The sequence below is a fragment of the Solimonas flava DSM 18980 genome (assembly GCF_000426685.1).
GTDB classification, from domain to species: Bacteria; Pseudomonadota; Gammaproteobacteria; order Nevskiales; family Nevskiaceae; genus Solimonas; species Solimonas flava.
This window is the reverse complement of the sequence record NZ_AUFV01000003.1, coordinates 193876-208880: the sequence shown is the minus strand read 5'-3', so window position 1 is coordinate 208880 and position 15005 is coordinate 193876. Positions and strand designations below refer to the sequence as shown.

At 70.7% G+C, this 15005-nt stretch carries 10 protein-coding genes and 1 riboswitch; of the genes, 4 read left to right on the top strand and 6 right to left on the bottom strand.

All coding sequences use genetic code 11. From position 1 onward, the window contains the following. Nucleotides 1–5 precede the first annotated feature (5 nt). Nucleotides 6–1781 carry an arginine--tRNA ligase gene (gene argS, locus K343_RS0106015; RefSeq protein ID WP_028007281.1) on the bottom strand — a complete coding sequence of 592 codons (1776 nt, stop codon included), beginning with the start codon at nt 1779–1781 and terminating at the stop codon, nt 6–8. Between the two features lie 94 nt (nt 1782–1875). Next, nucleotides 1876–1995: riboswitch (yybP-ykoY riboswitch) on the top strand. A 94-nt stretch (nt 1996–2089) separates the two neighbouring features. Between argS and K343_RS0106010 the strand changes: the two genes are divergently transcribed. Then, nucleotides 2090–2665, top strand: coding sequence for a TMEM165/GDT1 family protein (locus tag K343_RS0106010; RefSeq protein WP_028007280.1), 576 nt, complete (start codon nt 2090–2092; stop codon nt 2663–2665). Nucleotides 2666–2739: 74 nt separating this feature from the next. Here K343_RS0106010 and K343_RS23285 read toward each other — a convergent pair whose 3' ends face one another. Then, complete coding sequence (locus K343_RS23285; RefSeq protein WP_051277996.1) at nt 2740–4569, bottom strand: bifunctional helix-turn-helix transcriptional regulator/alpha/beta hydrolase; 1830 nt, start codon at nt 4567–4569, stop codon at nt 2740–2742. A 220-nt stretch (nt 4570–4789) separates the two neighbouring features. On the opposite strand from K343_RS23285, the gene K343_RS0106000 reads away from it, so the two are divergent. Beyond that, entirely contained in the window at nt 4790–7009 is a 2220-nt protein-coding gene (locus K343_RS0106000; protein ID WP_028007279.1) for an Ig-like domain-containing protein, read from the top strand. Nucleotides 7010–7201: 192 nt separating this feature from the next. On the opposite strand, the gene K343_RS0105995 is transcribed toward K343_RS0106000, so the two are convergent. After that, on the bottom strand, nt 7202–9373 hold the full coding sequence (locus K343_RS0105995) for a primosomal protein N' (RefSeq protein ID WP_028007278.1): 2172 nt from the start codon (nt 9371–9373) through the stop codon (nt 7202–7204). A 455-nt stretch (nt 9374–9828) separates the two neighbouring features. Here K343_RS0105995 and K343_RS0105990 point away from each other — a divergent pair, with 455 nt between their 5' ends. After that, nucleotides 9829–11058 (top strand): MFS transporter, encoded by a 1230-nt coding sequence (locus K343_RS0105990; protein ID WP_084615755.1) that lies wholly within the window; start codon nt 9829–9831, stop codon nt 11056–11058. Between the two features lie 13 nt (nt 11059–11071). Here the strand turns inward: K343_RS0105990 and K343_RS0105985 are convergent, their stop codons facing one another. From K343_RS0105985 to K343_RS0105975, 3 genes are all read right to left on the bottom strand, one after another. After that, nucleotides 11072–11632, bottom strand: coding sequence for a YbhB/YbcL family Raf kinase inhibitor-like protein (locus K343_RS0105985; protein ID WP_028007276.1), 561 nt, complete (start codon nt 11630–11632; stop codon nt 11072–11074). Nucleotides 11633–11729: 97 nt separating this feature from the next. Beyond that, nucleotides 11730–12551, bottom strand: a complete 822-nt coding sequence (locus K343_RS21160) for a helix-turn-helix transcriptional regulator (RefSeq protein ID WP_051277995.1) — start codon at nt 12549–12551, stop codon at nt 11730–11732. Continuing rightward, on the bottom strand, nt 12548–13303 hold the full coding sequence (locus K343_RS0105975) for a queuosine precursor transporter (protein ID WP_028007275.1): 756 nt from the start codon (nt 13301–13303) through the stop codon (nt 12548–12550). The genes K343_RS21160 and K343_RS0105975 overlap by 4 nt, the downstream gene beginning before the upstream one ends. Nucleotides 13304–13464: 161 nt before the next feature. On the opposite strand from K343_RS0105975, the gene gtfA reads away from it, so the two are divergent. After that, complete coding sequence (gtfA, locus tag K343_RS0105970; protein ID WP_028007274.1) at nt 13465–14904, top strand: sucrose phosphorylase; 1440 nt, start codon at nt 13465–13467, stop codon at nt 14902–14904. The last annotated feature ends 101 nt before the right edge of the window (nt 14905–15005 follow it).

Below are 15005 nucleotides of genomic sequence, written 5' to 3'. Positions count from 1 at the left end.
GCGCGCTACATCTTTTCCGGCGCCGACACGCCGAGGATGGCGAGGCCGTTGCGCAGCACCTGGCCGGTCGCCGCGATCAGCGCGAGGCGCGCGTTCTGCAGTTCGGCATCGTCGTCGACCAGGAAGCGGTGCACGTTGTAGTAGCTGTGCAGCGCCTCGGCGAGATCCTTGAGGAAGAACACCACGGTGTGCGGCGTGTACGCCGCCGCCGCCTTGCGCAGCATCTCCGGATAGCGCGTCAGCAGCGTCAGCAGCGCCTTCTCGTGTTCGGTGTCGAGACGGTGCAGCGCCGCCGCGGCATCTTCGGCCTTCCACGTGCCGCCTTTCTCGGCGAGCTGCTCGAACACGCGGCAGATGCGCGCGTGCGCGTACTGCACGTAGTAGACCGGATTGTCGTTCGACTGCGAGCGCGCGAGGTCGATGTCGAACTCGAGATGCTGGTCGTGCGAGCGCGTCAGATAGAAGAAGCGCGTCGCGTCGGTGCCGGCCTCGTCGATCAGATCCTGCAGCGTGACGAAATTGCCGCTGCGCTTGCCCATGCGGCCCGAGGACAGCGTGACGAACTGGATCAGCTGCACGTTGAGCGCGTCCTTGCGGCCGGTCAGCGCTTCGATCGCGGCGCGCACGCGGGCGATGTAGCCGTGGTGATCGGCGCCCCAGACGTCCATCAGCATCGGCCAGCCGCGGTCGAGCTTGTCGACGTGATAGGCGAGGTCGTTGCAGAAGTAGGTTGCGGCGCCGTCGGCCTTGACCAGCACGCGGTCCTTCTCGTCGCCGAACGCCTCGGTGCGCATCCACAGCGCGCCGTCCTTCTCGTAGGTGAGGCCCTGGTCGGCGAGGCGCTTGAGCGCGATCTGCACGAAACCCGACTGCACCAGCGCCGCTTCCGACGACCACTGGTCGAACTCGACGTTGAAGTCGGCGAGCGTCTTCCTGATGACGCCGAGCTGGTCGTCGAGCGCGGCCTGCTGGATCGTGCGATAGCCGTCGCCGAGCAGCGCCTTGGCGCGCTCGATCAGCGCGTCGAGATAGCGCTCCTGCTGCGCCTTGACGGCTTCCTTCTGCGCGTCGTCGGCGCCTTCCGGCGCAACGGCGTCGGCCGGCAGGCCGGCCAACACCTCGGCGGCGGTGTGCGCGAACGCGCGGCCGTGCGTGGCGAGCACGGCGGCGGCGGTCTTCCGGATGTAGTCGCCGGGATAGCCGCGGCGCGGCACCTCGATCGTCTCGCCGCAGGCCTGCAGATAACGCAGCCAGACGCTGACCGCGAGCACGTCGACCTGGCGGCCGGCGTCGTTGATGTAGTACTCGCGCCACACCGTCCAGCCGGTCGCGGCGAGCAGCTTGGAAACCGAATCGCCGTACGCGGCGCCGCGGCCGTGGCCGACGTGCATCGGCCCGGTCGGATTGGCCGAGACGAACTCGACCATGATGCGGCCGCGGCTGCCGGAATCGTCGCGGCCGTACCGCTCGCCCTGCGCGAGCACGTCGGCGATGACGTTCTGGAACGCCGCGCGGTTCAGGAAGAAATTGATGAAGCCGGGCCCGGCGATCTCGACCCTGGCGACGATGCCGGCCGGCGGCAGCGCCGCGACCAGCGCTTCGGCGACCGCGCGCGGCGGCTTGCCGAGCGGCTTGGCGAGCTGCAGCGCGAGGTTGGTCTGGAAGTCGCCGAACTTCGGGTCCTTGGTCGCATCGAGCTGGATCGCCGGTCGCGCGATCTCGGTCCCGGCGAGCAGCGGGTCGAGGGCGCGGGCGAGCAGGTCCTGCAAATGCGTTTTCATCGAAAAACCAAGGTGGCAGCGAGTTTTTGGGCGCGGATTGTAGCCGGGCGGCGACGACGGCGTCTTTTGCGCGCCGCGCTTTTCGGCTAGGCTGCGCGCCGTTTTTGGGGAGTAGCCGTCCCGCGCAAGGCGGGAGGACGCGTCAACAGACTTGTCCCGGTCGGGACATGGCGCGTCCAGCGACGAAGCCGCCTGCACGGCGCGCACGTCGCCTGGCGAGACCAGGACGAGCGAGGCGGCCGCCGGGCGGGCTTCGCGCGTCCGGTCTTGCCCAGTGCCCGGCCCTTCATCCGATCCAGAACTTCGATATGGAAGCCTTCCTCGTTTCGACCGGCGCCGTGCTGCTCGGCGAAATCGGCGACAAGACCATGCTGCTCGCGCTGGTCCTCGCCACCCGCTTTCGCAAGCCTGCGCCGGTGATCGCCGGCATCCTGGTCGCGACCCTGCTCAATCACACGCTGGCCGGCGCGCTCGGCGGCTGGGTGCGCACAGTGGTGCCGGCGCAGTGGCTGCCGTGGATCGTCGGCGGTTCGTTCATCGCCGTCGGCCTGTGGGCGCTGGTGCCGGACAAGATCGACGAGGACGAGGCCAAGCCGGCCGGCGACGGCAGCGCCTTTCTGGTCACCGCGCTGGCGTTTTTCCTCGCGGAGATCGGCGACAAGACGCAGATCGCGACCACGCTGCTGGCGGCGCGCTTCGACTCGCTGGCGGCCGTCGTCGCCGGCACCACGACCGGCATGATGCTCGCCGACGTGCCGGTGATCTTCGTCGGCGCGGCGCTCGCCAAGAAGCTGCCGCTGAAGGCGATCCGCATCGTCGCCGCCGGCCTGTTCCTCGTGCTCGGCGTCAGCACCCTGCTGTTCCGCCATTCGCTCGGCGGCTGAGCCGGCTTCAGAACAGATCGGCCGGATCGACGTCGACCGACCAGCGCACGTCGGGCGCAGGCGCGCGGTGCGGTTCAGGACGCCAGGCCCAGCGGCTGGGCGCTCCGCTCCGCGTCGGCGATGCTCGAAAAGATGGTCTGCCACAGCGCGTAGATGACGAAATGGCCGGCCTGCGGCAGGCGGTTCAGCGCCACGGCCTCGAGCTGGCGGCCGATGCGTTCGGCCAGGGCGATCGACACGTGGCGGTCGTCCTCGCCATGCCAGATCGTCACCGGCGCGCGCACGTCGGACAGCTCGAAGCCCCAGTCCTGCACCGACAGCAGCGTCTCGAGCACGAGCTCGCGCTCGTCGTGCCGCACCGAGGCCAGCAGGCCGTCGACATAGGCCTTGCGCAGTGCCGGGTCGTCGAGGATCTCGCGGTCGGCGTCCGTGACCTGCGTCTTGACCTGCTCGATGTAGCGCTGCGGGTCCTTGCGGATGCCCTTGATCACCACGCGCATCACCGGCGACAGCAAGCTCGGCGTGTAGCGCGCCAGCAGCATCGCCATGCGGAAGGCCGGCAGGTAGTGGCGGATGTCCTCGACGCCGGTGAACGGCGGCGCGCAGCCGACCAGGGTGACGCTGCTGACGCGCTCGGGCAGCAGTGCGGCGGTGGCCAGCGCGTACGGGGTGCCGCCGGAGAAACCGGCGACGGCGAAACGATCGAGCCCGAGATGATCGGCGAGCGCAGCGACGTCGCGCGGCCAGTCGGTGATGCGCCGGCCCGGCAGCGGGTCGGAATCGCCGCAGCCGGGCCGCTCCGGCAGGATCAGGCGCACGCCGCAGCGCGGCAGCAGGCTGTCGTCGGGATGGCGCTGGAAGCGCGAGCCGGAGATGCCGTGCATCAGGATCACCGGCAGGTCGCCGGTATCGCCGACGTCGGCGTATGCCAGCCAGCGCCCGTCGCGCAGGCGCAGCCCTTCCGTCGGCGCCGCGGGCGACGGCATCTCCCGGAAGGCCGCGGGCCCGGCGGCGCGCGTTTCCTCGGCGACGGTATCCAGCCAGACCGGACTGCTGTACAGGGTCTGCATCAGCTCCGGCTGTCGCCTCACGCCGGTCTTGGCGAAGACGGCCTTGAGCTGCGCACGCGTGGTATGGATCGTCACCGCGTGCTCGCGGGCGATCTGTTCGAGCGTGCGCCCGCGGACCAGCCCCTGCGTCACGCGCGCCTCGGCCGGCGTGAGGCCGAACGCCGACATCAGGGCCTGTTCCGACAGCTGGTGCGTGCGGCGGCTGGCGACGAACACAACGGCGCGGCTGGCGTCGCTGCGCCCCTTCAGCGCCATGCGCGAGACCAGCAGTGACAGCGCATCGGCGCTGTTCGCGTCGAGGTGCAGCGAGCGGCCGGCGCTGTCCGGCTGGTCGATCGCGGCGCGGATCGCCGCCTGCAGCGGCGCGGCCGGCGTTGCCACCAGCCGGCCGTGCTCGAGCCGCAGCGCGCCCTTGCCGCGCGTGACGTCGAGCAGCGCGCGGTTCATGCCGCTGACGCGGCCGTCGCGGTCGACGATGGCCATGCCGACTGGCAGGCGGTCGAGGGCACCTTCCAGCAGATCGCGTTCCTCCTCAGCCTGCGCCAGCTCGTGATGGATCGCGTTGGCGCGAACGAAATGCGGAATTAGCTGCTGCAGCAGCTGGCGTTCGCCGGGCGTCGCCGCGCCCTCGATCAGCGTGCCCTGGTCGAACCAGCGGGTGACGAGGCCGTGCACGGTCTGATGGCTCAGGCGCGGCGTGTCTTCGTCGAGCTGCTGCAGATAGCCGGACACGCCTTCGAGCAGCTCCGGCCAGAGGCTGAGATCGGTGGCGGCGTCGTAGACCAGCCCGATCAGCTCGGACAGCGCGCGCGGCGGAGGAAGGCTGGACGTCATCGGGGATCGGGATGGGCGGGCTTCGGATAAACCGGCGAACGCCGCAGCAGTAGCACGCCGCCGCCGGCCCGCGCAACGCAGCATTACCCAAATGGGCAATGCGTCGGCGCGAACGGTCGTGCCAAGGTCTTCGCAGCGCCGGACGAAGGGGCGCGCCCGGGCCGTTCCGGGCATCGCGTCCGGCGACCCATTCGGTGCTTTTGCAAAGGGAGCTCGCGGTATGTCCAGCGCTTTTCATGTTTCACGTCACCCGCCGCAGCGGCGCCTGCTGTCGCGCGCGATGGCCGGTCTGCTGATCGTCCAGCTGGCGGCGTGCGGCGGTGGCGGCGGCGACGATGAGGCGCCGCCGAGCGTGGCCCTGACGGCGTCCGCGACGACGGTGGAAGGCGGCGAGACCGTCGCCCTCACCGCGACGGCGCGCAATGCGCAAGGCGACGCGCTCGAGGTCGGGCTGGCGTGCACGGGCGGGACGCTGGAAGGCACGCTCCTGATCACGCCGACGGTGACCGTGGACACGGACATCGTCTGCACCGCGACGGCGACCGACGCCGCCGAGCGCACGGCTCGCGCCGAGGTCACGATCCGCGCCACTGCGACGCTCGCCAGCCTGACGATTCCGGACGGCAAGTCGACGCTCGCCGGCGGCGAGCTCGGCCTGCTGTTCGCCGACCAGCTGCCGCTCGAGGACGAAAGCTACGTCGCCACGCTCGACGGCCAGGACCTCACGCTGTACCGCAGCGATGCCGGCACGCTGACCTTCGCGGTGCCGGCCACGGCCGTCGCCGGCGAGAAGATCCTGCGGGTGACGATCGGCACGCGCTCGTACGCGTATCCGCTGCAGATCGAGGGCGCGCCGGCGATCGCCGATGCGGGCGCCGTCGTGTCGGCGGCGCTGCGTCATTTCAAGGCGCAGCTCGACGACATCGTCACGGCGTACGGCGCGACCTTCAGCGCCAGCCAGCTGGCGACGATCGAGCAGCAGCAGCAGGATCTCGACGCGGCGCTGGCGCAGCTGGACGGTGCGACGCCGGCCGAGCTCGAAGAGGCGGCCGTCGTGCTGGTCGCGAACGGCTTCATCGCCGCCGACGGCTCGATTCCGGCTGCGGCGACGCCGGCGCGCGCCTTCGATCTGAGCGCCTGCAAGAGCAAGACCGCCGAGTTCGTCCGCAGCAACGCCAGCCTGGCGCTGTGGATGAGCGCCACCTACTGGAGCGGCAAGCAGATCGCGAACGGCAGCGTGCTCAGCGCGATCTACGCCGGCGTCGCGATCGGCAGCGCGGTCAACGCGTTCACGGAGTTCAACAAGACGCGCACCAGCGTCGGCGCGGTGCTGGGGACCTGCCTGAAGGAAGTGGCCGCGCAGCTGGTGCGCGTGATCACCGGCGAGGACGCCAGTCGCGGCGGATCGGCGTACAAGCAGGTCCGCGCGCTGACGGGCGCGGCGCGCATCGGCTTCGCCAACGACGTGGCGCAGACCTTCCGCATCGAGCGCACGCTGCGCATCGACGACAGCGTGCTCGGCGTCGTGCAGGCGAACTTCGCGCGTCTCGCGACGATGATCTCGCGTCTGCCGTATCTGCCCGACTCGCTGCAGAATCTCCTTGCCAGCCTGCAGACCGAAAAGACCGAAGACCTGCCGGCGGCTGGGGTCACGCTCGGCGGCATCTCGAGGAGCGATATCAGCGGCAGCGCGGCGCCGTCCGCCGTGCACATCGTGCTGAAGTTCAAGGCGATCGAGCCGGAAGAGGAAAACATCGATTTCGACTTCAAGCTCCTTCGCGACGAAGGCGATCCGATCACCGTCGCCGCGCAGCTCAGCATCGATCTGCCCGAGGCTGACGATGCGGCGATCACGGTGACGCAGGGTACGCCCGCGGAATCGACGCTCTCGGTGCGTGGTGCCGACAGCCTGGAAGTCGTGAGCGCGCCGACGCTGGGCAGCGTGTCGCTGCAGGCGGATGATCGCTTCACCTACACGCCGTCCGGACAGTCGTTCGGCGCCGACCGCTTCACGTACCGGGCGAAGAACGAGAACGGCTATTCGAAGGCCGCCACCGTCCTCGTGACGATCAAGCGCGTTTTCGAAGGCGCCTGGGAAATCAGCTCGCACACGACGGTGACCAGCGTGTCGCAGCCGGGGCTCTGCGAGGACGAGGACAGCCGCTTCACGGTCGGCGTCAGCAAGATCTCGGACACGAAGTACCTGACCGAGTACGCCGGCAAATCTCTCGAGCTGACGATGGGCTCGGCCGACGATCCCTCGGGCCTTTCGGGTCAGCTGACCGTGACGATGGAGGACGGCCCCGGCGAGACCACCGAGACCGTGCGGGTGTCGATCCCGAACAGCACCGAGCTCAGCGGCCAGACGAGTTGGACCTATCGCGGGCCGGGCGAGACGCGCTGCACGGGCGTGTCGCGGTTCACCGGCCGCAGGCCCTGAGTCCGTCCGCCGCGGCGAAGACGCCCCTTTGCGAAGGGGTGTCTTCGTTTCGGCAGTGAGCGGCGGCCTGGCGCGGGCTGCTCCGGCGCGACGGCAGCCGCGGCTTGCCGGTTCGTCATTGCGTGCAGCGCGGCGGCGCGAACGCCGAAAGTGACTGCCAGCATGGGCGCCGCGCTCGCGCGGAGCGGCGCCCTAGAACAGATCGGCCGGATCAACGTCGACCGACCAGCGCACGCGGCGCGCGTCGGGCAGTTCGCCGAGCCGCGGCACGGTCGCGGCCAGCGCGCGCTGCAGCGCGGCGCGGCTGTCCGACTGCAGCAGCAGCTGCGCGCGCGTGTAGCCGGCGCGGCGTTCCATGCCGGACGGGATCGGCGCCATCGCCTCGACGTCGGCGAACGGCGCGTACAGCTGTCGCGCGGCGGCGAGGAAGCGCAGCGGCAGGCCGCTGTCCTGCGCCTCGGCGCGCAGCAGCGCGAGATGCGCGTACGGCGGCAGCTTCGCCATCGCGCGTTCCTCGAGCAGCGCGTCGGCGAGCGCGTCGTAGCCGCGTTCGACCAGCGTGCGCAGCAGCGGGTGCTGCGGCTCGTGCGTCTGCAGCCAGACCTCGCCGGCCTGGCCGGCGCGGCCGGCGCGGCCGGCGACCTGGGTGACGAGCTGGCCCATGCGTTCGATCGCGCGGAAGTCGGCGCCGTACAGCGCCTGATCGGCGGAGACGATGCCGACCAGCGACAGGTTCGGGAAGTCGTGGCCCTTGGCGAGGATCTGCGTGCCGACCAGCACGTCGATCTTCTGCGCGCGCACGTCGGCGAGCAGGCGTTCGAGCTCGTGGCGCTTGCCGAGGCGATCCGAATCGAGGCGCTCGACGCGCTGGCGCGGATAGCGGTTGGCGAGCGCCTGCTCGATGCGTTCGGTGCCCTGGCCGAGCGGCATCAGCTCGCTGCCGCCGCAGGACGGGCAGGTCTTCGGCACCGGCTGCTGCGCGCCGCAGTGATGGCAGATCAGGCGGCCGCGGCCGCGGTGCAGCGTCAGGCGGGCGTCGCAGGCGGTGCAGGCGGCGCGCCAGCCGCAGTCGTGGCAGAGCAGCATCGGCGCGTAGCCGCGCCGGTTGATGAACAGCAGCGCCTGCTCGCCGCGTTCGAGGCAGCGGTCGAGCGCGTCCAGCAGCATCGGCGAGAGGCCGTGCGCGAGCGTCTGCTGGCGCACGTCGAGCACGCGGATGCGCGGTGGCGGCTGGGCGTGCACGCGTTCGCGCAGCGGCACGTACCGGTAGCGGCCCTGGCGGGCGTTGTGCAGCGATTCGAGCGACGGCGTCGCACTGCCGAGGATGACTTCGGCCTTGAGGCGCTGCGCGCGCACGATCGCCAGATCACGCGCCGAATAGCGGAAGCCGTCCTGCTGTTTGTACGAGGGATCGTGCTCCTCGTCGACGACGATCAGTCCCAGCCGCGCGAACGGCACGAACACCGCCGAGCGGGTGCCGACGATCACGCCGGCGCTGCCGGCGCGGGCCGCCAGCCAGGCCTGCTCGCGTTCGCCTTCACTCATCCCGGAATGGAAGCTCAGCACGACCGGGCCGAGCCGCTCGCGCAGGCGCTGCGTGAGCTGCGGCGTCAGGCTGATCTCCGGCACCAGCACCAGTGCCTGGCGGCCGGCGGCGAGCGCCACTTCGATGCGCCGCAGATACAGCTCGGTCTTGCCGCTGCCGGTGACGCCTTCGAGCAGGCTGACGCTGAAGCCGGCGGCCGCCGCCGCTTCCAGCGCCTGCAGGGCTACGGCCTGTGCCGGCGTCAGCGTCGGCGCGGGCGGCGACGCGGTGGGCTGGTCCGGGATCGGCACCGCCTCGACCCAAGCCTGCGCGAGCAGGCGTGCGCGCACCGCCGCCTCGACCGCCCAGTCGCCGCTGCCGAGCGGGCCGGCGCGCAGCGCCTCGAGCGCGGCGCGCTGCGCGCGGTGGCGCGCCGGCAGGCGCTCCAGGGCCTCGCGGCCGGCGGCGCTCAGCTGCCATTGCCGGGCGCTGTCGAGCCGGGCGCGGCCCTCGTGCTTGAGGCTGCCCGGCAGCGCCGCGGCGACGACCTCGCCGATCGGGTGGCGGTAGTAGTCGGCCGCCCACTCGCACAGCGCCAGCAGATCGGCGCCGAGCAGCGGGGTGTCGTCGAGCACGGTCTCGACCGGACGGTAATCCTGGCCGTCGTCGCCCGCCTCGAAGGGCGCGCGCAGCACCACGCCGGTGACGCGGCGGCGCCCGAACGGCACGCGCACGCGCACGCCCGGACGCAGCTGCGCCGCCAGCTCGGCCGGTGCCCGGTAGTCGAAGCTCCGGTACAGCGGCACCGGCACCGCGACGCTCGTCAGCTGGACGCTCACGGCCTGTGGATAACTATGTGAATGAAGGGGGCGGCCTGCGCGTGGCGGCCCCGGCGCGCGGCGCGCAGAGCCTGCGGGCGATACTGGAGGGTCAAGAATAAAGCTTTTCTATTCAATGGAATGCACCGATATGAATAGAATGTGAATGAGGCGTCTCTTGATTGTGACAGCAAAGCTCGATCCGCCCGGCTTGTGCATAAGGATTTCTAAACCATGCCGTTTGCGCGATCCGGACGGACGCGCCGTCGCGGCGGCGGGCTCGCATGATACGGGCGCCGGCCGCGGTCCGTCTCCGCGCTGCCGGGCGGATTCCGGTCTTGCGGCTCGCGGGCTGCGGCGCGGTCGGCGTGCCGCGCGGTCGGGCGGTCCCGCGCCGCCGCAAGCCCTACAATCGCGCGCTTTCGAAGAACCAGCCCTCGACTGACGTGTCGCAAGCCGCTCCCGCCGTTCCGCACGTGGCCTTCGCCGCCCTCCGCCATCGCGGCTACCGCGCCTATTTCCTGCTGTCGGCGCTGGCGATGATGGCCGACAGCATCGAGCACGTGATCAGCTACTGGGTGATCTTCCAGAAATTCCAGTCGCCGGCGCTCGGCGGCTTCGCGGTGGTCTCGCACTGGCTGCCGTATCTGCTGTTCTCGCTGAGCTCCGGCATCGCCGCCGACCGCTACGACCCGCGCCGCATGATCCAGCTCGGCATGGCGCTGTTCATGGCGGTGTCGGTGGCCTGGGGCGTGTTGTTCATCACCGGCGCGCTGCAGGTCTGGCACGCGGCGCTGCTGCTGATCGTGCACGGCTGCGCCGGCGTGCTGTGGGGACCGCCGTCGCAGGTGCTGCTGCACGACATCGTCGGCCGCGAGCATCTGCAGAGCGCGGTGCGCCTCAACGCCACCGCACGCCAGCTCGGCCTCCTGCTCGGCCCGGCGCTCGGCGGCGCCTTCCTGCTCGTGCTCGGGCCGAACCTCGGCATCCTCGTCAACGCTCTGCTGTACCTGCCGTTCATCCTCTGGCTGGTCGCCGCGCCGTACGGGCCGCGCTTCCGCGCCGCCGGTGCGGCGGCGGCGCAGCGCGCGGTGCGCGGTTTCGGCGACATCGCGCGCACGCTGGCCGAGATCGGTCGGCATCGCGTGATCGCCTCGATGACGCTGCTCGCCGGCGGCGCCTCGCTGCTGATCGGCAACGCCTACCAGGCGCAGATGCCGGGCTTCGCCCAGGACCTCGGCCACGGCCATGTCGATTTCTCATACAGCGCGCTGCTCGCCGCCGACGCCGCCGGCGCGCTGCTCGCCGGCTTCGTGCTCGAAAGCCGCGGCCTGCTGCGGCCGCGGCCGCAGACCGCCTGCGTGCTGGCGCTGATCTGGTGTGTCGCGCTGGCCGGCTTCGCGGTCTCGCCGTACTACGCGCTGGCGCTTGCGCTGTTGTTCGTCGCCGGCTTCGTCGAGCTGGCGTTCAACGCGATGGCGCAGACCCTCGTGCAGCTGGAGGCGCCGCCGGCGCTGCGCGGCCGCGCGATCGGCGTCTACAACATGTTCGCGATGGGCATGCGCACCTTCAGCGGCGTCACCGTCGGCCTGGTCGGCGCGCGCATCGGCATTCACGGTTCGCTGGCGGCGAGCGCCGCCGTGCTGTTCGTGCTGATCGGCCTGCTGCTGCAGTTCACGCGGCGCGCGCCGACCCGTCCGGCGTGAACGGCGGCCGCGTTCAGCGGCCGTAGACGGCGGTGATGCGGGCGCTGGCCAGGGCGTGCGCGTGGATCATGAAACCGGCCAGCGCCGGCGTCGCGTTCGCCGGCAGTTCGAGGACGCTGTCGAGCGCATAGACGGTGAACTGGTAGCGGTGCGCCGGCGCGCCGGCGGGCGGACAGGCGCCGCCGTAGCCCGGCGCGCCGAAGTCGGTGACGAGCTGGCGCGCGCCGGCCGGCAGCGCCGCGCCATCGGCGCTTCCGGCGCCGGCCGGCAGGGTGCGCGTCTCGGCCGGTAGGTTGACGACGACCCAGTGCCACCAGCCGCTGCCGGTCGGCGCGTCCGGGTCGTACACGGTCAGCGCATAGCTTTGCGTGCCGGCCGGCCCGGCGCTCCAGGCCAGCGCCGGCGAGCGGTTGCCGCCGTGGCAGCCGAAACCTGCGTAGACCTGCGCGGCGGCGAGCGGGCGCTGTTCGGCGAGGTCGGGGCTGCTCAGGCGCAGCGTGGTGACGTCGCCGGCGGCCGCGGGGCCGCTGGCGGCGAGCGCGGCGGCGAGAATCAGGGCGGGATGGATCGGCATGACGGCTCTCCTGTTCGGGACGGGCGGCCATGATCGCGGCCACGACCGGCCGCCGGTGCGCGCAAACGCTCAACTTCGGTGCCGAAACGCGCAGGTCTCAGGCGTGCGGGCCTCGTTCGTCGCCGCGGATCGTCGACGGCGCCACGCCGTAGCGGCGCCGGAACGCGGCGGCGAAACGCGATGCCGAGCGATAGCCGGCGTCGTAGGCGATGCGCGCGACCGGCTGCTGCGTGCTTTGCAGCGCGGCGAGCGCCTGGCCGAGGCGCAGATCGCCGAGCAGTTCGCGCAGGCCGGTGTCTTCCTCGGCCAGCCGGCGCCGCAGCGTCGCCTCGCTGAGCGCCAGCCGCGCGGCGACTTCGGCGCTGCGCCACAGTCGCGACGGCGCCCCGGCGAGCAGCGCGCGCACGCGCTCGGCGGTCGTCGGCGCGGCCTGCAGGCCGGCGACGAAGCCCTGTTCGGCGAGGGCCAGCCAGACTTCCTCGAAACGGTGCCGCAGCAGGCGTTCGGGCAGCGGCTGCGGCTGTGCGAGGCCGGCGTGCAGATGCTCGACGGCCTGCAGCAGCGCCGGCTCGGTGCGCAGCGCCTGCCACGGCGGCGGCGCGGCGCGCGCCGCGACGGCGGATGCGCGCAGCAGCGCGGGATCGAACGCCAGGCACAGCGCGCGGTACGGTCCGTCGGCCGGCGGCAGGTTCTCGATGTCGAGCACGACGCCGGCCGGCACCGCGAACCAGGCGCCGGCGCCGAACTCGATCCGCTCGGGGCCGCGGCGCAGGCGCTTGCGCCCGGCCTGCACGCCGATCAGCGCAGGCGCCGTGAAGCGCACGCTGCGCAGCCGGTGGCAGCCGCGCGCGCTGATCTGCAGATAGCCGCCGAGCGCGGCGCGCGCCGCGGACGGCGGACGCGGGACCTCATCGCTCACGGGCGCTGCCGGACCTCGCCCTCGTCCTGCAGCGAGAACGGCGTGAAGTGCGTGTGCGTGTCGTAGGTGTCGACCCCCTCGGCGCGCTTCAGGCGGTTGACGATGAAGTAGGTCGCTGGCGTCATCACGACCTCGACGCTGACCTTCATCGCGAAGTTGAAGATGACGACCGCGATCAGCGAGTGCGTCTCCCAGATGCCGGCGAAGGCGATCGGATAGAACAGCAGCGAATCGGCGCCCTGACCGCAGATCGTCGAGCCGATCGTGCGCATCCACAGGAAGCGGCCCTGCGTCCAGATTTTCATCTTCGCCATCACGTACGAGTTGACGAAGTCGCCGACCCAGTACGCGAACATGCTCGCGGCGACGATGCGCCAGGTGTTGCCGAACACCACTTCCAGCGCCGGCTGCAGCGTGGCGTTCCACGGCTCGTCCGGACTCGGCGCCATGCCGACGACGATCGCCGACATCAGCGTCGCGAAGATCATCGCGCCGAAGCCGGCCCAGATCGCGCGCCGCGCGCGCGCGTAGCCGTACACTTCGGTGAGCACGTCGCCGAAGATGTAGCTGATCGGGAAAAACAGGTTGCCGGCACCGAAGTCGACGTTGCCGATCAGCGGCAGCGTCAGCGTGCAGACCTTGCCCGGCCCGATCAGGTTCGAGCACAGCAGCACGGCGACCATGCCGCCGAGCAGGAAGTCGTAGTAGCGGAAAGCCGGTCCGGTGGCCGGTGCGGCGGTGGTGTGGTTCATGGCAGGTCGTGGAGGCGGCGCCGCAGCGACGGGCCCGGGAACCTTCGCGTCGCCCCGAGTTTCGAAACCGGAACGTCGCATCCTGCGCACCGCCGCCGCAGGCCGAGCATAACGCGCGCGGTCGCCGGCCGCGACGCATCCAGCCGTTACGGAAAAACTTGATGACTCTCCGCAATCAGGTGCAGCTGATCGCCTATCCCGACCGCCTCGGCGAGAACCTCGCCGATCTGTTCGAGTTTCTCGAAACGCATGGCAGCGGCCGTCTCGGCGGCGTGCACATCCTGCCGCCGTACCCGTCGAACGCCGACGGCGGCTTCTCGCCGCTGACGCACAAGGCGATCGATCCGCGCTACGGCAGCTGGGCCGACATCGAGCGGATTTCCGCCAGGTACGATCTCACGCTCGACCTGATCATCAATCACATTTCCGACGCGTCGGAGGAATTCCAGGATTTCCTGCGCCACGGCTACGCGTCCGATGCCGCCGGGCTGTTCGTGCATGTCGACCAGTTCGGCGAGATCTCGCCGGACGATCTCGCCAAGATTCACATCCGCAAGGAGAAGGAGCCGTTCCGCGAGGTCACGTTCGGCGACGGCGGCAAGGGCCGCGTCTGGTGCACCTTCACCGAGCACCAGATCGACCTGAACTTCCAGTCGCCGAAGACCTACGCGCTGATCGAGGACTACATCAAGTTCCTTGCCGCGAGAGGGGTGCGGCTGTTCCGGCTCGACGCCTTCGGCTACACGACCAAGAAGATCGGCACGAGCTGCTTTCTGGTCGAGCCGGAGGTCTACGACATCCTCAGCTGGGTCGACGCCGCCGCGCGCGCGCATGGCGCCGAGACCTTGCCGGAGATTCACGACCATCCCAGCTATCAGTACGCGATCGCCGAGCACGGCATGCGGCCCTACGGCTTCGCGCTGGCGCCGCTGTTGCTGTATGCCTTGCTGGAGGGAAACAGCGTGCAGCTCAAGCACTGGCTGCGCATGTGCCCGCGCACGCAGATCACCGTGCTCGACACGCATGACGGTATCTGCATCCCGGACGTCGAGGGCGTGCTGCCGCCGGGCGAGATCCAGGCGCTGATCCACAACATCTCGCAACGCAGCGCCGATCCGATCCTGCGCCGCTCGGCGGCGAACATCCACAGCGTCGGCGCGATCTACCAGCTGACCTGCACCTACTACGATGCGCTCAACCGCAACGACGACGCATACCTGTGCGCGCGTGCGATCCAGTGCTTCGCGCCGGGCATCCCGCAGATCTACTACGTCGGCCTGCTTGCCGGCCAGAACGATCAGGAGCTGATGGCGGCGAGCGGCGAGCCGCGCGACGTCAACCGGCACTACTACAGCAAGCAGGAGATCGCCGAGGCCGTGCAGCAGCCGGTGGTGCAGCGCCTGTTCGCGCTGCTGGAGTTCCGCTATCGCTACCCGGCGTTCAACGGCCGCTTCCATCTGCAGTATTCGAACGACAGCAGCGTGGCGATGGTCTGGCGCGACGGCGAGCGGGCCTGCGAACTGTTCGTCGACCTCAAGTTCAGAACGGCGACGATCCGCTATCTCGACGACGCCGCGCAGTGGCAGGTGTTGCGCCTGTAGACAACCCCGTCGTTCGCCCGCGACGGCGCCGCGTCCGCGCCGCCCGCCACGCCGTGAAGCGGATCACGGGCGCGGCGCCGGGGCCGGCGTAGCGTGCCGGC

Excerpts from the sequence above, each read along its gene's own strand:
- K343_RS0106000 (WP_028007279.1), top strand. The coding sequence starts at position 4,790 with ATGTCCAGCGCTTTTCATGTTTCACGTCACCCGCCGCAGCGGCGCCTG.
- K343_RS0105975 (WP_028007275.1), bottom strand. The coding sequence starts at position 13,303 with ATGAACCACACCACCGCCGCACCGGCCACCGGACCGGCTTTCCGCTAC.
- K343_RS0106010 (WP_028007280.1), top strand. The coding sequence starts at position 2,090 with ATGGAAGCCTTCCTCGTTTCGACCGGCGCCGTGCTGCTCGGCGAAATC.
- K343_RS23285 (WP_051277996.1), bottom strand. The coding sequence starts at position 4,569 with ATGACGTCCAGCCTTCCTCCGCCGCGCGCGCTGTCCGAGCTGATCGGG.
- argS (WP_028007281.1), bottom strand. The coding sequence starts at position 1,781 with ATGAAAACGCATTTGCAGGACCTGCTCGCCCGCGCCCTCGACCCGCTG.
- gtfA (WP_028007274.1), top strand. The coding sequence starts at position 13,465 with ATGACTCTCCGCAATCAGGTGCAGCTGATCGCCTATCCCGACCGCCTC.
- K343_RS0105985 (WP_028007276.1), bottom strand. The coding sequence starts at position 11,632 with ATGCCGATCCATCCCGCCCTGATTCTCGCCGCCGCGCTCGCCGCCAGC.